The sequence below is a fragment of the Inquilinus limosus MP06 genome (genome assembly GCF_000767795.1).
In the GTDB taxonomy this organism is placed as follows: domain Bacteria; phylum Pseudomonadota; class Alphaproteobacteria; order DSM-16000; family Inquilinaceae; genus Inquilinus; species Inquilinus limosus_E.
The window spans coordinates 1-20799 of sequence record NZ_JANX01000039.1 but is presented as its reverse complement, the minus strand read 5'-3'; the positions used below and the strand labels follow the sequence as shown (position 1 = coordinate 20799).

The 20799-nt window shown below is 68.2% G+C and carries 12 protein-coding genes and 1 pseudogene; 2 read left to right on the top strand and 11 right to left on the bottom strand.

Annotated elements, in window-relative coordinates; translation table 11 throughout:
• The 11 genes and pseudogenes from P409_RS41170 to P409_RS05605 form a co-directional block, all read right to left on the bottom strand.
• Window positions 1-1606 (bottom strand): annotated as a pseudogene (locus P409_RS41170) (hypothetical protein); the annotation flags it as partial.
• 361 nt (window positions 1607-1967) lie between these two features.
• Window positions 1968-2786: an AraC family transcriptional regulator gene (locus P409_RS05650; RefSeq protein ID WP_081991298.1), complete on the bottom strand. Its 819-nt coding sequence runs from the start codon at window positions 2784-2786 to the stop codon at window positions 1968-1970.
• 611 nt (window positions 2787-3397) lie between these two features.
• Window positions 3398-4351: a helix-turn-helix domain-containing protein gene (locus P409_RS05645; protein ID WP_081991297.1), complete on the bottom strand. Its 954-nt coding sequence runs from the start codon at window positions 4349-4351 to the stop codon at window positions 3398-3400.
• Window positions 4352-4829: 478 nt separating this feature from the next.
• Window positions 4830-6389, bottom strand: a complete 1560-nt coding sequence (locus P409_RS05640; protein ID WP_034832775.1) for an ABC transporter substrate-binding protein — start codon at window positions 6387-6389, stop codon at window positions 4830-4832.
• Window positions 6390-6423: 34 nt separating this feature from the next.
• Window positions 6424-7272 (bottom strand): hydrolase, encoded by an 849-nt coding sequence (locus tag P409_RS05635; RefSeq protein ID WP_034832773.1) that lies wholly within the window; start codon window positions 7270-7272, stop codon window positions 6424-6426.
• Window positions 7273-7754: 482 nt separating this feature from the next.
• Complete coding sequence (locus P409_RS05630) at window positions 7755-9869, bottom strand: beta-galactosidase (protein WP_034832770.1); 2115 nt, start codon at window positions 9867-9869, stop codon at window positions 7755-7757.
• An 89-nt stretch (window positions 9870-9958) separates the two neighbouring features.
• A complete protein-coding gene (locus P409_RS05625) occupies window positions 9959-11698 on the bottom strand; it encodes a dipeptide ABC transporter ATP-binding protein (RefSeq protein ID WP_052120074.1) in 1740 nt (579 codons plus the stop codon).
• A gap of 20 nt (window positions 11699-11718) precedes the next feature.
• Window positions 11719-12894 carry an ABC transporter permease gene (locus P409_RS05620; RefSeq protein WP_052120073.1) on the bottom strand — a complete coding sequence of 392 codons (1176 nt, stop codon included), beginning with the start codon at window positions 12892-12894 and terminating at the stop codon, window positions 11719-11721.
• The gene (locus P409_RS05615) at window positions 12894-13880 is read right to left on the bottom strand and encodes an ABC transporter permease (RefSeq protein WP_034832767.1); all 987 of its coding nucleotides are present in this window, start codon (window positions 13878-13880) and stop codon (window positions 12894-12896) included. Before P409_RS05615 ends, P409_RS05620 begins: the two co-directional genes overlap by 1 nt.
• A 20-nt stretch (window positions 13881-13900) precedes the next feature.
• Entirely contained in the window at window positions 13901-16009 is a 2109-nt protein-coding gene (locus tag P409_RS05610; protein WP_034832764.1) for an alpha-amylase family protein, read from the bottom strand.
• A gap of 71 nt (window positions 16010-16080) precedes the next feature.
• Window positions 16081-18009 (bottom strand): ABC transporter substrate-binding protein, encoded by a 1929-nt coding sequence (locus P409_RS05605; RefSeq protein WP_034832762.1) that lies wholly within the window; start codon window positions 18007-18009, stop codon window positions 16081-16083.
• A 242-nt stretch (window positions 18010-18251) separates the two neighbouring features.
• Between P409_RS05605 and P409_RS05600 the strand changes: the two genes are divergently transcribed.
• Both P409_RS05600 and P409_RS37785 read left to right on the top strand, forming a co-directional pair.
• On the top strand, window positions 18252-19268 hold the full coding sequence (locus P409_RS05600; protein ID WP_034832760.1) for a LacI family DNA-binding transcriptional regulator: 1017 nt from the start codon (window positions 18252-18254) through the stop codon (window positions 19266-19268).
• Window positions 19269-19709: 441 nt separating this feature from the next.
• A partial coding sequence (locus P409_RS37785) for a hypothetical protein (RefSeq protein WP_202964568.1) occupies window positions 19710-20799 on the top strand: 1090 nt, incomplete at its 3' end.

Genomic DNA, 20799 nt, shown 5'->3' with positions numbered 1-20799 from the left:
CCGTGTTGGTGTCGCCCAGCGCCACCGTCGAGTCGGCGAGGGCCTTGGAGGACGCGCCGAGCGCCGTCGAGCGCGCGCCCGACGCCGTCGCGACATCGCCGATCGCCAGTGAGCCGATGCCGGAGGCCGCGGACAGCCCACCGATCGCGGTGGCCGCGCCTGCCGAGGCATTGGCCTGGGTGCCGATCGCGATGGCGTTGAGGCCGCTGGCGGTGCCGCTGGTGCCCACCACGACGGAATTGACGGCCGAGGCGGTGGAGTTGTTGCCGAGCACCATCGCGCCATCGGCCGAGGCCGTGGAGCTGACGCCGACGGCGGCCGAGTTGTTGCCCGACGCCTGGGTCGTGTAGCCGGCCGCCAGGGCATTGGTGCCGCTGGCCTTGGCCTGGTTGCCGAAGGCCGACGCATTCGCCCCGGCCGCATTGGTGAAAGCGCCCACGGCCGCGGCGTTCAGACCGCCCGCCACGGCGCCTGCCCCCGACGCGGTTGCGTTGTCGGCGAGCGCAGCAGCGTTGTTGCCGACCGCTGTGGAGGAAACGCCCGTGCCCTGGGCCCCCGACCCCGACGCCACCGAGCCGACCCCGCTCGACACGGCCCCGTTGCCCGTGGCCAGCGAGAAGTTGCCGGCCGCGTTGGCGGTGGGGCCGACCGCGACGGCGCCCTGGCCCGCGGCGTCGGCGATCGTCCCGATCGCGATGGCACGAACACCAGTCGCCTTCGAGACGCGGCCCATGGCGAGTGCGTCCTCTGCGGAGGCCGTCACATCGGTGCCGATGCCGATGGCGCTCTCCGCGGTGGCGCCCGTCCCCGCGACGGTGCGCGCGCCGAGATAGATCGAGTTCACGGCGGAAGAGATCGACTGCCAGCCGATCGCAATCGAGCTGTTGTTGCTCGAATTGGCCGACAGGCCCATCGCCACCGAGCCGAGGCCGCTGGCGATGGAGGAAGACCCGACCGCGACGGAATTCTCGGCGGTCGATTGCGCCGCATATCCCAGCGCCGTCGACTGGATGGCGCTGGCGAGCGCGCCCGGGCCGAAGGCCGATGAGCTCGCGCCGCTCGCCGTGGCGCTGGCGCCCGCGGCGATCGAATTGCCGCCGCTGGCCTTCGAGCTGATGCCGATCGCCGTCGCATTCCCCGCGAGGGCGGAAGAGGTGTTGCCGAGGGCGAGCGAACCACCGGAGTTGGCGGTGGAGTTGACGCCGAAGGCCGATGCCCCGTCCACGAGGGCGCGGGCGTTTCCGCCTACGGCCAGGGCGTTGACGCCGGTCGCATTCGAGAAGACGCCGATCGCGATCGCGTTCAGGCCGTTGGACCCATTCGCATAGCCGATCGAGATCGAACCATCGCCGGTCGCGCTGGTGGCGGTGCCCAGTGCCGTGGCGTTGTTGCCGGTCGCCGTGGCGCCGTTGCCGATGGCGGTCGGGTTGCCGCCGCTGCCGCTGCTGCCGGGGCCGAAGATGGCCTGCGCGACGGCCGCCTGCGGGGCCATCACCCCCAGCGCGACCAGCAGCGCGGCGACCGACCCGCCGGCGCCCAGCGCGCCCAGGCCCAGCCGGTCGCGCTTCATGCCGAGGATGCGGTGGGCGTTGCGCAGCGCCGCCATCAGCCGGCGGCGGAGGGAACGGCTGTCACCCGCGCCCGGAACCCAGTTCCCCGCGAAACGGGCGGAGGGCCGACGAGTGGTGGAGGCGTTGGGATTCCAGGCGCTGCTCACTTATGTGACCCCCTCTGCAGCCGCGGCCGTTTTCGGCTCCGCCGGCAATAAAACCGAATAACGCAATCTGCCTGCCAGAAACTCACGGCATCGCCGCGGCTGTATTCCATGAATCTCCGGTTTCTTCAGGAATGCGCGGTCGCTTCATGAAAAAACGCACGCGGCGGGAAGACAGGAGATTCCTCTATTTTTCGCTAATACTGACGAATGCTGTCGCTGGCAGGGCCCGGGGCGCCGGCACACCCTGGTGTTATCGTTCCCGCCGCACCTGCAGCGGTGTCTTCTGCCGGTGCTTCTTCATTGTCGTCGTCAGATGGCTCTGGCTCGAGAAGCCGCTCTGATAGGCGACCTCGGCGATGGTCAGCTCGCCCCTGGTCAGCAGCTTCTCGGCGAAGTCCAGCCGCTGGTCGACGACGTAGCGGTGCGGCGGCTCCCCGAAGGACCGGGTGAAGGCCTGGATGAAATGCCGGACCGACAGGCCCGCGATGCCCGCCAGCTCCGCCACCGGCAGGCTGCGCGACAGGTTGTTCTCGATGTAGTCCTGCAGGCGCCGCGCGATGCTGGCGGCCAGCCCGCCGCGGATGACCAGCGGCGGTTTCCGCACATTCGAGTAGTGGCGGAGGATGTGGACGCCGAACAGCGTGATCAGGGAATCCACATAGAGCTCGTTCGGCACCTCCCGCTGCGCCAGCTCCGCCTTCAGCAGTTGGCCGATGCGCAGCGCCCAGGAATCGACGGTCCCGAAGGGCGGCGGGCGCAGCTCGACGCCGGCGGTGTCGAACTCATGCGTCGCCAGCGTCCGCATCGCATCCTCGGTCAGGGCGACGATCACGCTTTCCCGAACCGACGGCCACGACACCCGGCTGTCCGCCCGCACCGGGCTGATCAGCAGGGTTCCGGACGCCGCATCGAACTCCTGCTCCGCCTCGCCCCTGCGGGATGCCGTGGCCCGGTGGACCGGGGACAGCAGGACTTCGGCGATATGGTGCTTGGTGTCGGCCGCCTGCAGCCCCGGCGGATGGATCGCGTGGATCGCCCCGCCATGGGGCGTCGCGAGCCGCGAGCCCATGCTTCGTGGAACCAAGGTCATCAGCGGCACGGCCCCCGACCGGTCGGCGCCGAGGCGGGGCAGCGGTGCAGGGTTTCGCGTCCGGATCGATCCGGGCATGCCGGCGGCAGCCCCGGATGGTTTCACGAAATAGTTCATCGTAAGTCCGAAGCGGAGAGGACGGTTTCGTCAGCGATGCCCTGGAACGCTCGCCACGGCGGTTCTGGCCCTGATCTTCTCCCCCGCGCCAAGCCCGCCGAGCGCGGCGAAGACGAATCATCTATCTCATTGATATATCAACTTCTTTCTGGGCTAACGCAGCACGTCCCGGCTCCGGCCCGGCGGGACCGTCGCGAGCCGGAGCAAAAAGCCCGACCGTTTATTCCTAAGGCAGGATTTCCATAGGTGGCACAAACTGGTATTCCACAAATGTCCGATTTTTTCACAAAATGGCAAACGATTGCCAAAAAGCTCGTGAATTTTTTGAAACCTAATATTTTATGCAGTTTTATCGGAAAAACTTGCGCCGAATCCTGCCTTGATATGGATGGCTCAAGTTTTGGACGATCCGGCGCTCCGATGACGCCGGCCATTGTCATCGTGTCCGGGCCGCCCCGCCGCGGCCCGGCCGGCTACCGGTCGCGCCGGATCTGCAGCGGCGTGATCTGCCGGTGCTTCCTCATGCTCGTGGTCAGGTGGCTCTGGCTCGAGAAGCCGCAGAGATAGGCGATCTCCGCAATCGCGAGATCGCCGGTCCTGAGGAGCTTTTCGGCGAAGGACAGGCGCAGCCCGATGACGTAGCGGTGCGGCGGGTCGCCGAAGGTCCGGGTGAACGCCTGCAGGAAATGCCGAGTCGACAGGCCGGCGACCGAGGCCAGCTCCGTCAGGGACAGTTTCGTCGTGAAGCTGGCGTCCAGGTATTCCCGCACGCGGCGCACACTTTGCGCGGGCAGCCCGCCTTTGACGGAAGCCTCAGCCTGGCTGATGTCCGAATACTGACGAAGAAGCTGGATCCCGTGCAACGTGATCAGGGATTCCACATACAGGCGGTTCGGAACCTCCCTCTGCACCAGCTCGGCCTTCAGGAGAAGTGCGGTCCGAAGCGCCTGCGGGTCGACGGTCCCGAGCGGCGGCGGCCGGAGCTCGGCCCGCCGCGCCCCGAACTCGCGGTCCGCCAGTTCGCGCAGGGTCTCCCGCGTCCAGGCGACGACTATGCTCTCGCGCCGTGACGCCCAGGCGTAGCGGCCCTCCACATCGGCCGGCTGGACGATGAGCGCGCCGGGAGACACGTCGAGATCCTGTGGCGGCTGGCCGCCGAGGGACACCCTGACCCGTGCCGGGGACAGCAGGACGCCGGCGAGGTGGTGATCAGCCAGGAGCCGCTGCGGTCCCGGCGGACGGATCGCGTGGACGACCGCCCCGCGCGATGTCGTCAGCCGCGGCCCCGCGCTCTCCGGAATGCCTCCGAGAAGATGGTCGGCCGATGCCTTCCGGCTGTCGGGGCCGCGCCGGTCCGGCCTGCCGGCGGTGCCGGCTTCGCTGCAGCGACTGCCGGCCGGCCGCTGCGCCTCAACAGTAATTGCCATCACGATTGTCAGATCAATCAGCCGTGAAATCCTAGGACTTCTAGCCTATATTTCCAGAAATCACGCCACTCATCTCAAATCCCCGGAGTCCATCCCGAACTTGGACTCAGGAGGATCCATCCGCCCCTGCTCGGGAGCTTTATTTCCTGCAGGGTTGATTCAGAATCAACAGATTTTATTTTATACATTTTCAGATTGCGCATATCATTAGACAATCTGATCTTGTTCAATATTGCCTCACGACAATTCCACCCGCCTCCATGTGAATCGAGTGAGGTTGAAGAGGCTGTGACGCATCGGCCGACGCCGGGGCCCGTCACGCCGACAGGCCCTTCCGGAGCGTCGGGAACGGAGCGGAAGCGCCGCCGGCCGCCTCTGCGTCCGGCGACCGACCCGCTTTCTCCGCGGCCCCATGCCGCTCCGCGTCGACGCGATCGTCTCCGGGAGACCCGGCCGGGTCGCTGGTGCGGCCCCGCGCCTAGTCCGCCTTCCAGGCGCCCCACAGGATCGGCTTGCCGCCCGGCCAGGGCCGGTAGCCCTTGAGCTTCGGCCCTACGGCGTCGGCGACGATGTCGTAGTACAGGCCGATGATCGGCACCTGCCGCGCCATCAGTGCGTGCATCTGGTGCAGGATCGCCCTGCGGGCCGCCGGGTCGTCGGTCTGCACGGACTTGGCCAGCAGCTCCGCCGCCTGCGGGTCGTCCCATTGCGCCGTCGGGCGCCCGGCCTTGCTGCCGATCACCGCCGTGTACATCAGCGACGGGTCGAGCCGGGCGGAAAAGCCGAAGGATTGCAGCTGGAACCGGCCGGCCATGTAGCTGTCGAGCTGGGTCGCCCAGTCCAGCACCTCGAGCCGGGCATCGATGCCGACCGCGGCCAGCATCGCCTGGACCACGACGGCGCTGTCATACATGCCGTCATAGCGCTTGTTGGTCTGGATGGTGATCGGCTGGCCCTTGTAGCCGGCCTCCTGCAGCAGCGCCTGCGCCTTGGCCGGGTCGTAGCCCGGCCAGTCGAGGAAGCCGTCGTCGAAGAAGGCACTGGCCCTGGGTACCGCCGAGGGGTTGGCGTCCGCCAGCCCGCCGGCACGGGCCTGGGCGACCTGGCGGATGTCGATGGCATGGGCGATCGCCAGCCGCATCCGCGGGTCGGACAGCAGCGGGTCGCGGGTCTGGATCAGCAGTGTCGACCAGCCCAGGCCAGGCGCGGTCTCGACCGTGGCGCCGGCCGCCTTGATCTGGTCGATCTGCGCCGGCGCGAGGCTGGGCAGCAGGTCGATCTGGCCGGCAGCCAGCGCCGCCTCCGCCGTCGACGGGTCGGGCACGATCTGGAAGCGGATGGTGTCGGCATGGGCGATGCGGGCGCCGGCATAGCCGCTGGCCGGTTCCGACAGCGGCCTGTAGCCGGCGAAGCGCTCCAGCACCACCGCCTCGCCCCGCTTCCAGGATTTCAGCTTGTAGGGGCCGGTCCCGATCGGCGCGTTCCAGCTGCCGTCCGGGTTCAGGCTGTCGGGGCTGATGACCCCGCCGGCGAAGCACTGGAACTGCGCCAGCTGGGCCAGGAACAGCGCGTTCGGCGCGGCCAGGCGGAACCGCACGGTCTGCGGGTCCGGCGTCTCCACCGCATCGACCTTCAGCCCGGTGGTGCCGTCGAACAGCGGGCGGCACAGCCAGGCCGGGTCGGCCCAGCGATGCTCCCAGCTCCACTTCACCTCGGCCGAGGTCACCGGCTTGCCGTTGTGGAACACAGCGCCGGGGCGAAGCTTGAAGTCGTAGGTGCGGCCGCCATCCGTGACGGTCCAGGATTCCGCCAGGGACGGGCCGACGGTCAGGTCGGCGCGGTAGCCGACCAGGGATTCGACGACATGCTGCAGCACCGTGTCGGTGTTGCTGTCGCGGTTGATGCCGGGATCGGTGCTGCGGATGTCCGCGGTCAGCGCCACGGTGATGGTGCCGCCGTCGCGCGGCGCGTCCTGCGCCGCTGCGGCGCCGGCAGCCAGGACCAGGGCGAGCGCGAGCCCGCCGAACATCGCCTTCATCACGGCCCCCTGTTTGTCGTTGCTTGTCCGAATGTCAGACCGCGCGTCGCCGCGCCAGCACCTCCCCGAAGAAGCTCTTCACCGCGCCCAGCAGCTCGCGGTCGTCATGGCCGATGCCGGGGATGGTGTCCTGCTGCACCGCCACGCCGTTCGCTTCCAGGCTGCGGCGCAGCGACCGCATGCGGTCCAGCCTGTTGCGGCCGGCCAGGTCGGCGCCCGGCATCCACCAGGCGTCGCCCGGCTTGATCGTGATCTCCCAGGTCTCGGTGTCGTCGCCGCCGATCACCATATGCACCGGCACCCGGCGGATGGCGTCGAGATCGAGCGCCTTGCCGAACACCGCCTCGAAGTTGCGCACCCCGACCCAGAAATCGTGCTCGGCGTCGAGCAGGGTGACGACGCCGGGCGCGCCGATCGAGGCGCCGAGCAGCCGTTCCGGATGCAGATAGAGGAAGCGGTGGGTGAAATGGCCGCCGCCGGAGAAGCCGTACATCAGCACCCGGTCGCCCTCGATCCGGTAGCGGGCCTGGGTCTCGGCGATCATCGCCAGCAGCACGGCGTCGTAATGCAGGTCGCCGGCGCGCAGCAGCTTGTAGCTGGACAGGTCGTTCGGCTCGGTGATGCCGACCGGGAACAGCGGCGCCAGCACGATCACCCCGTGCCGCTCGGCGAAATCGGCGAAGCCGTCCCGGTATCGCTGCATGCCGCGCTCGGTGCCGTGCACGACCACTGCCAGCGGCCAGCGATCGGTGCCGTCCTCATCGTAATCCTCCGGCACATAGGCGCAGTAGCAGAAGCGCTGGTCGAGGCCGCAGGCATAGACCGTCGTCGCCCCGAAATCGCTGGATGTCAGCACCCGTCCGTGCCCGTGCGGCCGCGCCATGATGCCTCCCCTGCCCGCTGTTTGGGAAAGTGAGGCATATTTTTAGGTCGATGAAAAGCATGATCTCCGACGGCCATGCTTTCGATCCGTCTTTTCTCGCTTGGAAACACATTAACCCACGCCGGTCGTCCCCGTGACGGTCCACTGACCGCGTTCGGGGACCCGTGACAGAGCCACAAGGGCCGGCCAGATCCCTGGCGGGCGCTGCGCGGTGCTGCGCGTCGCGTGGCGCCACCGACAATCTGGAGTCCGCCGCGCTCGACCTCTATCGCGACTGGCTTCCGGCCATCGGCAAGGACGCCCGCGACTTCCGGATCCGCTGCCAGCGGCCGAGCTTCTTCCCGGAGGTGCCGCAGCATGAGGCGGTCGCGGAGCTGTTCCTGCCGCTGAATTGGCGCCGTCCGAGCGCGGCCTGTCCCTTCCGATCGCAAGAAACGGACAGGCCGCTATCCACCCGATCCCGGTCTGGAGGGGTTCACGGCCTAGGCGAGCCGGACCACCAGAACGTCCCGCGGCGGCAGCACCACGTCATCATCCTTGGCCCGGGCGCCTTCGGCCGCCCAATGCGTCCGGCCGAAACGGAGCGTCCCGTACCGGCCCGCGAGTGTGACGGTCGAGCGCTGGGTCTCGCGCGTCGGGTTCACCACCCAGAGCACCTTGCCGCCTTCGCCGTCATGCAGCCTGGCCTGCATTGCGCCGTTCGAGAGCCGGACATGCTGCTCCCGGCCGGTCCAGGCGAAGACCTCGCGAAAATAGCTCCGGTTCGCCTCACCGGAGGCTCTGAAATAGCCGACTCCCGGATGGGTGCCGACCAGCAGGGTCCGGCCGCGGCCGTGGGTGTTCTCGACCACCGCGAGCCGACCGTCGGCGAAGCGGCCGCGCTCGGCCCCGCCCGCAACGGTATAGCTTTGCAGGAAACCGCCGCCCGTCACGGTGTGGCCACCGTAGTCAAAGCGGATGCGGTCGCCGATGTCGGGCATGAACTCGACCTCGTCCTCGCGCACTCCGAAGACCCGGTCGAGCCCATGGTTCGGCTGCACGATGCCGACCTTGCCGCGGTCGCCGAAATAGCCGATGCAGGCCTCGCTGATCAGCGTGCCGCCCGCCTCCACCCAGCGGGCCAGCCTTTCGGCATGCGCCGCCGTCAGCATGATCGGGTACGGCGCGTAGATCGTGTCATGGGCGTCGATGTCGTCGACATGCACCCAATCCGCCTGGATGCCGTTGTCGAAGAAGCCGCGATAGGCGCCCCACATCGCCTCGGCATAGGTCTCCGGGCAATGGCGGTGGTTGAGCAGCAGGTCCCAGGCCTGCGCCTCCGGGACGACCAGCAGGCCGACATCGCCCTTCACCGGGCGCGCCGCGAACACATCCTTCTGCTCCGGCGCGTTCGCCCATCTGGCGATGGCGCTCGCCATCTCCGAGCGCGGTGTGCGCGAGCCGTCCATGGCGTAGGAGCCGAAGGCGCCGAACAGCGGGCCGTCCAGCAGCGGCCGCCAGCGCAGGTTGAGGACACCGGTCGCGCCGGCGGCGAAGGAGGTCATGGTCCAGACGCGGATGTCCTCCGGCTCGGCGACGCGGCCATCCTCCTTGTCGCGGCCCAGCACCTGCGGCTGCAGCCACAGCGGGCCGCCCTGCCGCTCGGCGTGCCAGAACGGCTTGCCGCGGGCGGCGGCGCGGGTGAGGTCCGCGCCGTAGAAATTGCGCCAGGGCTGGTTGCCCTTGCGCGCCGGCACCCAGGTCATGCCGTAGATCTCGACCTTGGAGGCTGCCAGCCAGTCGTCGCAGCCATTGGCCGCCATGTTCGGAATGGCGCCGGCGATGCCGTGCGCCGCGATCAGGCAGTCCCGGTCCACCGCGCGGATGGTGTCGATGCGCCACTGCATCTGGCCGTAGAAATTGTCCCGCCGGAACTCGATCCAGTCGAGGCCCTGCGGATAGGCGGCGATCTCGGCCGGCGGCTCGATGTCGTCCCACTCGGCATAGGAATAGCGGTGCCAGGCCTGGGCCAACGTCTCGAGGTCGCCGTATTTCCGCTTCAGCCAGTCGCGGAAGGCGGCCTTGGCGTAGCTCGAATAATCGACATCGGCGGCGTAGTTGACCTCGTTCCAGACGTCGTAGCCGAGCAGCGCCGGATGCCCCTTGTAGCGGGTGGCGAGCGTGGTCAGGAAGGCACCGGCCGCCTCCTTCACCTCGGGGCAGTTCATGCTGAGGGCCCCTGCCCCGCCGCCATTGTTGGCGAAGCCACCCACGGCGGCGCTGACGCCCATATTCGAGGTCAGCGGACGCCCGTCCATCCGGACCTGCCGGGCATGGGCGAATTTGCGATAGGCCCAGTCGGGGACCGTGTGGGTCAGCTCGGCGATGATGGTCTTGAGGCCGTTCTCGGCCGCCAGGTCCATCTGCCGGTCGTAATCCTCCCAGTCGTAGACGCCGGGGCGGCGTTCGATGACGCTCCACATGAACCAGTGGCGAAAGATGTTGAGCCCGTCCTCCGCCGCCGTCCTGTAGTCCCGCGCCCAATCCTCGCGCGGCGGGTTGGACTTGCGGAAATAGACCGCTCCGAACGGGATCTGCGGGACCTTGTCCGTGGCCATGGGGCGCTCCTTTCGCGCAATGCTCGTCCTTCGGCGGGCGCGGCCTGCGCCCGCCCGTGTCAACCGGCGGCGTGATGATCCCTCGGGCGCTAGCTGGTCTTGCGGGCCAGTGCCTCCTCGGGGGCAAATCGGGTGCGATGCATCATCCGCTTCCGTCGGGGATCGGGGTTCGGCACGGCCGAGATCAGGCTGCGGGTATAGGGCTCGCGCGGCGCGGTGCAGATCTCCTCGGCCGGGCCCATCTCCACCAGCCGGCCGCGATGCATGACCGCGACCCGGTCGCAGAAATAGCGGACCACCGAAATGTCGTGCGAGATGAAGACGAAGCTCAGGCGCAGCCGCCGCTGGAGGTCGAGCAGCAGGTCGAGGATCTGCGAGCGGATCGAGACGTCGAGCGCCGCCGTCGCCTCGTCGGCGATGACGATGCGCGGGTCGAGCGCAAGGGCGCGGGCGATGCCGATGCGCTGCCTCTGCCCGCCCGAGAAGGCGTGCGGATAGCGCTCCATCGCGAGCGGGTCGAGCCCGACCAGCTCCATCAGCTCCGCGACCCGCCTGGTCAGCGCCGCGCCGCGTGCCGTCCCGCTGACATAAAGCGGATCGCCGATGATCTGCTTGACCGTCATGCGCGGGTTCAGCGAGGCGAAGGGGTCCTGGAACACCAGCCGGACATCGCGGTGGAACGCCTTGAGCCCCGGCTTGCCCAGCGCCGTCACCTCCACCGGCCGTCCTTCGCCGTCGACATAGGTGATGCGGCCGGCGCTGGGCTCCACCGTCCGCAGGATCAGCCGGCCGAGCGTGGTCTTGCCCGAGCCGCTCTCGCCGACGATGCCGAGATTCTCCCCAGGGAAAAGATCGAGGCTGACATCGTCGACCGCCCGGATCGCGTGGTCGCCGCGACCATAGACCTTCGACACGCCGCGCAGCGACAGCACCGGTGACGCCTCGTCCGGCTCGGCCGCCGCCGGCCGGGTGAGCGCGCGCCGGTTCTGCTCCAGCTTCACCGTCGCGTTCAGCAGCGCGCGGGTATAGGGATGCCGCGGGTCGTGGAAGATGGCGTCGGCGCTGCCGCGCTCGACGATGCGGCCGTAATGCATCACCGCGACCTCATCGGCGATCTCGGCGACCAGCCCCATGTCGTGGGTGATCAGCAGCATGGCCATGCCGCGGCTGTCCTGCAGCCGCTTGATCAGGTCGAGGATCTCCGCCTGGGTGGTGACGTCGAGCGCGGTCGTCGGCTCATCGGCGATCAGGATGTCGGGGTCGCAGGCCAGCGCCATGGCGATCATCGCCCGCTGCCGCATGCCGCCGGAAAATTCGAAGGTGTAGCGATCGACCATCCGGTCGGGATGCGGGATCTCGACCTGGCGCAGCAGGTCGATGGCCGCCCCGCGCGCGGCCTTCTTGCCGAGCCGGCGGTGCAGCCGCAGCGCCTCGACGATCTGCGAGCCGATGGTGTGCACCGGCGACAGCGAGCTCATCGGCTCCTGGAAGACCAGGCCGATCCGGCCACCCCGGATCTTCAGCAGCTCCGGGCTGCGTTCCTTGAGCCCCGCGATGTCGACCTCGTCGCCCCTGCCCCGCAGCAGGATGCGGCCGCCGGCGATCCGCCCATTGCGGTCGATGATGCGCAGCAGCGCCCGCGCGGTCACGCTCTTGCCCGAGCCGCTTTCGCCGACGAGGCAGAGGGTCCGGCCGCGCCTCAGCTCGAAGCTGACCTCCCGCGCCGCGTGGAGAATATGGGTGCGCAGGTTGAAGTCGAGGCTGAGCCCTTCGACCCGCAGCACCACCTCGGCCTTGTCGGCGGCTGCGGCGGGCCGGTCCGCCGTCATCAGTCCCATCGCCGCCCCCGTCATGAATCGTAGGGGTCGGCGGCGTCGCGCAGGCCGTCGCCGAGGAAGTTGAAGGCCAGCACGGCCAGGACCACGGCGCCGGCCGGCCAGACCAGGAGCCACGGCGCGCCGGCGATGGTGCGCACATTCTGCGCCTCCTGCAGCAGCACGCCCCAGGAGACCACGGGCGGCTTCAGCCCGATGCCGAGGAAGGACAACGCCGTCTCGGCCACGATCATAGTTGGAACCGCGAGCGTCACCACCGCGAGGATGTGGCTGGTGAGCGACGGCAGGATGTGCCGGAAGATCAGCCGCCGCTCGCCCGACCCGTCCAGCCGGGCGGCGGTCACGAAGTCCTCGCCCCGCAAGGCATAGAACCGGCCGCGCACCTCGCGCGCCAGCCCAGTCCAGCCGAACAGCGAGACGATGAGCGTGATCACGAAATAGACCTGGAGCGGCGACCAGGTGAGCGGGATCGCCGCCGCCAGCCCCAGCCAGAGCGGGATGGTGGGCATCGAGCTGATCACCTCGATGATGCGCTGGATCACCATGTCCACCGCGCCGCCGTAGAAGCCGGAGAGGCTGCCCAGCGTGACGCCGAGCAGCAGGCTGATGCAGACGCCGATGAGCCCGATCGACATCGAAATTCGGGTGCCGTAGATCAGCCGGCTCAGCAGGTCGCGGCCGAGCTTGTCGGTGCCGAGCAGATACAGGGTGTCGCCCGGCCGCACCGGGCCGATGAGATGCCGGTCCATCGGGATCAGGCCCCACAGCCGGTAGGCCGGGCCCTTCACGAAGAAGCCGATCGGCACGACCTTGGCCTCGTCCGTGACATAGCTGCGGCGCAGCGACGCCTGGTCCACCTGCATGGAGTAGCCGGTGACATGCGGCAGGAAGCGCGAGCCGCCGTCGGGGTCGGCCGCGAAGAAACGGATCTTCTGCGGCGGTGCATTGGTGAATTGCGGCCGCGCGGCATCGGGCAGCGCCGGGGCCAGGAACTCCGCGAAGGCGCCGATGAGATAGAACAGCAGGATGACGACGCCCGACGCGACCGCCACCTTGTTGCGGGCGAAGCGCCGCCAGATCAGCGCCCATTGCCCGGCGGCGGCGATTTCTCCTCCGTTGGCCTTGGGCTTCAGGAGGGTGACGGCGGGTGCCGTCTCCGCCGGCCCGTCGATGAAGATGTGCCCGCTCATCAGGTGAACCGGATCCGGGGGTCGAGCAGCGCGAGGAGGATGTCGGAGACCAGCATCCCGATCAGCGTCAGCACGCCCATCAGCAGGATGAAGCTGCCGGCCAGGTACATGTCCTGCGAGATCAGGGCGCGGAGCAGCAGCGGCCCGGCCGTCGGCAGGTTGAGCACGATGGCCGTGATCGTGGCGCCCGAGATCAGGTCCGGCAGCACCCAGCCGAGGGCCGAGACGAAGGGGTTGAGGGCGATGCGCACGGGATAGCGCAGCACCGCCCGGTGTTCGGGCAGGCCCTTGGCCTTGGCGGTGATCACATAGGGCTTGTTCAGCTCGTCGCTGAGATTGGCGCGCAGGATCCGGATCAGCGCCGCGGTGCCGTGCGTGCCGATGATGATGATCGGGATCCAGAGATGGGCGAGGAGGTCGCCGACCTTGGCCCAGGACCATGGCGCGTCGACATATTCGGGGGAATAGAGCCCGCCGACGCTCTGGCCGAAATATTTGTAGGAGAGATACATCAGCGTCAGCGCCAGGATGAAGTTCGGCACGGCGAGACCGAGGAAGCCGAGGAAGGTGAAGCCGTAATCGCCGACCGAATGGCGGCGCATAGCCGAATAGATGCCGATCGGCAGCGAGATGGCCCAGACGAAGAGCAGCGAGGCGAGGGAGATCGCCAGCGTCGAGCCCATCCGTTCCCAGATCAGGTCAGCGACCGGCCGGTTCCATTCGAAGGAATAGCCGAAATCGCCGCGGAACAGGATGCCGCTTATCCACTTCCAGTACTGCAGCCAGACGGGATCGTCGAAGCCGTAGATCTCCCTCAGCCGCGCCACCTGCGCCGGATCCACGTTCTGGCCGGAATCCGTCATCATGGCGATCATCGAGGTGAGATAATCGCCCGGCGGCAACTGGATGATCAGGAACGCGATGATCGACATGCCGAGCAGGGTCGGGACCATGTAGATCAGGCGCTTGATGACGTAGCGCAGCATGGCCGCCCGCGCCTCCCTGTTCAGGCCCAGGTGATGTGCACGGCCTCGACCAGGTCGATCGCCGGCACGGTCACGGTCACCCGGCCCGCCTCCACCTTCGCCTCCGCCGTCTCCCCGGCGACGAGCAGCCGCGCCCCGGCGAAGGAGCGGCCGGCGGGAATGGCGACCGAGACCTCCTGCCGCCCCACGGGATAGGTCTCCCGCGTCGGCCCCTTCATCATCATCGGGTTGGTCAGGTTCTGCAGCGCGACCACCAGCCCGCCCTCGCTTTCGCGCACGGCGACATCCAGCACCGACCGGCCGGCCACCTCGACATCCGGCCGCTTGCCCAGCGCCCAGCGCACGGCGTTGGCGATCAGCCGCTGGTGGTCGGCGGCCAGCACCTCCCAGAAGATGCCGCCGATGTTCCAGGGGATGTAGACCGTCCGCCCGCCGCCCGGATGCTGCCGCGCCACCACCGCGGCGCCCCGCGGCGCCTCGCGCGGATAGACCTCCTCCATCGGCAGGTCGGGGAAATCCGGGACATAGAGGAACGGCACCTCGGCATCGGCCGCGGCCTCGACGCCGATCAGACGGGTGCCGCCGATGACGCGCGCCGCCCCGTCATAGCCTTCCGCGATCGGATGGCGGCCGTTCAGCGCCACATAGCTGTTCTGGACACCCGCCCGCGGCGGCCTGGTCACCGTCACGCCCAGCAGGCCGGCCAGCGCCAGGGTCCCGCGCGGGCGGTTGGTCTCGTCGCGCATCGAGGTCTCATGGGCCGCGACCACGCTGCCGCCCCGGGCGACATAGGCCTCCAGCGCGGCGCATTGCGCGTCGGACAGGCAGGTCGCATTGGCCAGGATCACGACCTTGAAGCGGTCCAGCCGCTCCGGCGTCATCGCCTGGTCGGACAGCATCTCGAAGGGCAGCTTCTCCTCGACCAGCGCCTGGTAGAAGCCGAGATCGTCGGCCTCCGCCTCCCGGCGCGTCTCCGGCCCGTGATGGCGCAGGGTGGTGGCCGGGTCGAGGATGGCGATCTCCGCCGCCGGCCGCGTCGCCGCGAAGGCCGGCTCCAGCGCCGCGTGCAGGCCGAAGCTGTCGACGACCGGCGCGACCCAGCGCTGATCCGGCACCACGCCGTTGAACTTGGTGAACCACGGCAGCATGCCCTGGACCACGCCGTCGAGCATCCAGGACCGGATCTCCGGGCCCGTGGTCACCGCATCCTTCCAGCGGTACTTCTCCTCCGGCCCGATCGAGGTGATCAGGACCACCGGCCGGTCGCGGAAGGTCGCCCGCATGCGCTTGCCGTTGCGGCCCGACAGCCACACCGGCTCGGTCCCGCGCCGGCCCTGGTCGTCGACGACCAGGAACGGGCAGTGCCGTTCGATCAGCTTGAGATCGAACTCCATCAGCGACACGCCGCCCATGTTCGGAATGAAGCTGGTGTTCGGCTTGATCGCCTTCATCGCCTCGTCCCATTCGACCACGAGGCGGCTCAGCACCGTTCGCCGCCAGGCGGTCCAGGCCAGCCAGGCCGGATCCTCGGGATCGGCGTCGAGCGGCAGGTCGTGGCCCGACGCGTCGCGGAAGCTCCGCCGGCAGGTCTCGCAATAGCAGACGCCGTGCCCCTGCCAGCGATTGGCGAAGATCGCGTCGATGTCGTAGTCGCGCGTGATCTCGCGCACCACCTGCGGCATGAACTCGAAATTGTAGTCGCTGTAGGCGCAGGTGACCCAGACGCTCGGATAGGCCCAGTGCCGGCGCCGGTTGCCGTCCCGGTCGACGGCGATCCATTCCGGATGGGCGTCGGCCGCGTCCTGGTGGATGGCATGCGGATCGACCCGCGCCATGACATGCATGCCGAGGCGCCGGGCACCCTCCACCAGCGTGCCGAAGGGGTCGGTGTCGCCCAGATGCTTGCTCACATAGTGGAACGGCACCTTGGAGGGATAGTAGGCGATATAGCCGCCCGCGCTGAGGCAGGTCGCGTTCGACTTGCTGCGCCGGAACAGGTCGATCCAGAACTCCGGATCGAAGCGGATCGGGTCGTCCTCGGCGAGGGTGAGCTGCGTCCAGCGCGTCGCCGATCTGTACCAGTCGGCTGTCCTCAGGCCCCCGGCCGATGGCGCAACGGTGTCCGGCATGTCTCGGTTCCTGTGTCTCGGTCGAAGGGTCCGGCCCGTCGGGCCGGGCCGGCTGCAACGAAGGGCGCCGCTCAGGCCTTGAAGAACTGTTCCGGCCGCGCCGGGCCAGGGGTCGGCCAGCCGAAGGAGTTCGGCATGGTCTTCGGGACATTGACCATGTTGGTCTTGACGATGCCGTAGCTGTCCGGCGGCAGGCTGACGCCGAAGGTCATGAACAGATCCGCGGCGTTCTCGAGGATCTGCTTCATCACCGTCTTCTGCTGCTCGGGGTCGCCGGTGGCCAGCAGCCTCGTGTAGAGATCCTGCTGCGCCTTGATCTCCGCCGGCGGCTCGATCGCGTCGGGGTTCTTCGGGTCGAGATAGTAGAGGGACCAGCCCGGGGCATAGAGCGAGTTGGTCGAGAACGGCACGAAGTAGCGGGCATCGAGCATGGCGGCGATGCCGCTGTTCGCTCCGAACTGATGCGCCGTCGCGTCGAAGTCACGGCCGCGGCGCACCCGCGTCTCCCACAGCGAGCGGTCCATGCTGCGCACCTGGGCGTCGATGCCCACGGCCTGGAACATGGGAACCACCAGCTGGAACATGTCGAGGAAGGTGGTGCGGGTCTGGTCGATCTCGAAGATGACCGTCACCCGTCGGCCGCTCTCGTCGGTCCGGTAATTGTCGCCGTCCCGGTTCGGGATCAGCTTGTCCAGCATCGCATTGGCGGCGTCCGGATCGTATTGCGTGAAATCCTTGGCCAGCCGCTCGACATAGAGCGGATCGTCCGGCCGGATCGACGCCTGCGCCGGCTGGCCCTGCCCGACGAACACGGCGTCGATCAGCGCCTGCCGGTCGACGGCGAGCGAGAGCGCCTGGCGGAACTCCCGAGTGTTGAACAGCTTGTTCTTCACCGGGTCGGTGTGGTTCAGGTTAAGCTGGAAGACCATCACATTGGCGGCGGTCTCCTTCAGCGTATAGAAGCCGTAGCCGCCCTTCTCCTGGCCGTCGAACAGCACCGGTTTGTTCGCCGGCGTGGCGATGTACTGGTCCATCATGTCGATCTCGCCCTGCAGCACCTTCAGCAGCAGGACTTCGGGATCGGCCACCATCTGGTAGACGATGCGGTCGAAATAGGGCAGCTGGGTGCCCTCCGGATCGACCTTGAAGTAGTAGGGGTTGCGGACCGCCAGCGCCTGCTCGGTGCTCTGTCCCGGTGCGACCGTGAACATCCAGGCGTTGAGCGTCGGCCGGCTCGGGTTCTGGAAGAAGGTGTTGTCGTCGGACAGGCCGATCTCGCGCTGGAACAGCGCGATCCAGCTTTGCAGCCCCTTCTCCTTGGCGAGCTTGTCGGCATCCGGGTTGTAGCGGGCGTGGAACTGCTGCAGATAGTGCTTCGGCGTGCGCGTCAGCTGGTCCTGCTGCGCCCAGGCGAGGTTCTGCACGAAGAAGCCGTTGGGCGACGGGAAGACGACCTTGAACGTCGTCTCGTCGATCACCTCGATGCGGGCCGGCTTGCCGCCGGCGTACCACCAGCTGTTGCCGCCGGTGTTGGTGTCCGTGTCGGTGAAGAAGGCGTCATACCAGAACTGGACATCCTCGGTCGTGAAGGGATGCCCGTCCGACCATCTGTGGCCCTTGCGCAGGCGGAAGGTGTATTCGGTGGCGTCGGCATTGACGCTCCAGGACTCGGCCGTGTTCTCGACCAAGCCCGACCAGTCTGGGTTGAAGCGGACCAGCGGCTCGTAGCCCTGATAGCGCACCACCATCGACAGCGATCCGCCGCCGACCAGCGCGTGCTTCCAGTCGCCGCCCTGCTGGCCGGCGCGCTCCAGCGGCGTGATCACCAACGGGTTCGCCGGCAGACGCTGCGCGACGGGCGGCAGCGTGCCGGCCGCCACCCGGTCCTTCAGGAAGGCTGATTCCTTGATCTCGGCGGCGCGGCCCAGCCCAGGCAGCGCGATCGACGCGGCGGTGGCGGATGTGGCGGCGATGAAAGCCCTGCGGCTCAGCTTCACCATGGGTCTCCTCCCCCCAATGTCCGGCCTGTTATGATCGGCCGTTGTGATGGAAGGCTTGCATGGACGATTTTGTTAGGTAAAGCGTTATGATTGGGAAATTTCATCGCCAAGAAACGGAACCACTGCCGCATAAAATGATCCGCTCTATCGATACCGCACCATCGATACGCATTCGGACAAAACTTTTTTGAACCGTTATGGGCCGATGCTAGAAGGGATCGGGCCTGGAAAGAGGATCAGCAATGGCCAAGGTCACGCTGGCGACGATCGCGCAACGCACGGGCCTGTCGAAATTCGCGGTGTCGCGCTCCCTGTCCGGCAAGGACGGCGTCTCCGACGAGACACGCCGCCGCGTCCGGGAGGTGGCGGCCGAGCTGGGCTACGCGCGCCCGAGCCCGGAGCCGGAGCTGCTGACCCTCGGGGTGATCTTCCACGACACCGATCTGATCAACAGCGAGCTTCACCTGCTGATCCAGAACGGAGCCCAGTCCGAGGCCGAGAGGCTGGGCTACCGCCTCAACATGCGCTGGACCCATGAGCCCGAGGAGATCCAGGCGATCGTGCGATCCTGCAGCGGCGCGGTCCTGGTCGGGCCGCATGACCGCGAGACCTTTGCTCGGGTCCGGACGCTGGGCAGGCCGATCGTCCGGCAGGGCTGGCTGGAGCCGCTCGAGCAGGCCGACCATGTCGGCGGCACCGACCACGAGGCCGGGGCCGCCGTCGCCAACTACCTCCTGGCCCTCGGCCACCGCCGCATCGTCTACGTGCACGGGACACCCGGCTTCCGCGGCCGCGTCGAACGCTTCTACGGCGTGCGGGAAGTGCTGGAGAAGCAGGCCGATGTGGAATTCCGGGAGATGAGGTTCCAGGCGGATTCACGCTTCACCGAGCATCTCCGCGCCGCGCATGCCGAGGGATTTCACCCCACCGCCTTCTTCTGCGCCCATGACGGGCTGGCGCTGACCGTGGTCTCCGAGCTCCTGCGGCTCGGCTATCGGATTCCGGAGAACGCTTCGGTGGTCGGCTTCGGGGACTATTCCGCCGCCACTCAGATCTCGCCGCAGCTGACGACCGTCAAGGTCTTCGGCCAGCAGATGGGGGCCGCCTGCGTGCGCCTGCTCGACGACCGGATCAACGGACGGATCCCGGCCGATATCCCCGTGCGCGTGCAGATCACCAGCCGGATCATCGAGCGCGCCTCCTGCGGCCCGATACGCCTGTCGGAGACTGCGGTTCCGATCCTGCCGATCGCGGGCTGACAGCTTCGGGCGAGGCGTCGCATCGGCGCCTCAGGCCGGGATCGGACCGACCCCGGGGCCTGCAGCCACGCGGCGCCAGCCGGCGCTCCGCTGCAATCTGGACCCATCGACGATGCAGGCACCGGACATATACCGGACCGGGCGGACGTCGCAGTCGGCCCTTTGCGCCATCGCGGGACATGCCGGCATTGGTCGTCAATCCGCGCTTCCAGCGCCGAATTTTGCCGCTCCTGACTCACGAGACCTGCCCCAAGCCGCACATCACGCTCGCCTCTCAAAGGCTGAGACGGCATGCCACCAAATACTCCCTGAATACATCACACCAATATTCAGCCGCTTCGGCTGGCCACGCCTTACGCTCCACGATCAACACAGGAACCACATCTTCACCCGTGCCGTTCATGAAGCGAACAACTTCGCCGCATCTGACGCGAGAGTGCCATGGCCGGACTCGCCACCGGAATGCAGAGGATTCGTCCGGGAGCAGACCGGCTCCCCACATCCTTGAAGCCGCGGGCGATGTACAGGCTCTCAGCGCAGGCGGCACCACTGTCAGACCGCTTCCTGAGCGAGCTTCTGCCTCGAATCGCCGAGATGGGATTCGACCATCTGGTCATGGCATCAGCGCCAGCCCGATCCAGCCTCTCCCAACTCCGTGCCGCAGCCGGATCGATCGCCGATGCCTGCCGTCGCCGCGGTCTCGGGCTGATCGTGGACCTGTCTCTCGCCACCCGGGATCCCGTGGCGGGCGCATCGGGTGACGACGAGCCACCTGATCCGCGTCGCCTGCGGTCCCGGGCTTCGAAGACGGTACCGGACGACGCGGCCTTGAGCTCTCTGGCGGCATCGGTTGCGGCGCAATGGCCTGCAGGAGTTGACGGCATCATCTGCCCTATATCGAGCCCGGTCGAGGCATGCCGGTGGTCGGAGATCGGCGCACAGATGCGCGCCGACGGCAGCCCCATGTGGCTCGCCGCCAGATCCTGTCGGGAAGTGGATCAAGGTCAGCTGCGGGATTGCGGTTTCGACGCCGTCTTGTCCACCGCAGGCAACCTGGAGGCATGGTCGCGCTCCACGCCCGACCCGGCGCGCCAACTGCTACCGGCAATCACCTGTCCCGAACCGCTCGATGGCCCCCGGCTGGCCGCCTGCATCCGACACACGCCGCTGCTGCGCCGTGCCTATCTGCGATCCCTGCGGCTCGCGGCGGCCGTGGGCGACGGGCTGCTTCTGCCGATGGGATTCGAGTTCGCCGCGCGGGAGATCCCGGCCGGGACGGCCGAGGACGAGCTGCGTTGGGCGCGGCAGGCGGCGCCCTTCGACCTGACCGCGGAGATCGCGGCCACGATCGCGGCGCTGGGCCGACGGGGTGATGGTCCCACCGCCCTGCGCGGCGTCAGCGCCCCGGGTGCCTCGGTCGTGGCGCTGCTCCGCACCGCGACGGAACCGAGGCCGGAGCGGGCGGAGCTGATCCTGACGAATGCGGATCTGCACCGGCCATCGGTCGTGCGGCCCGCGCAGCTGCTGCGCG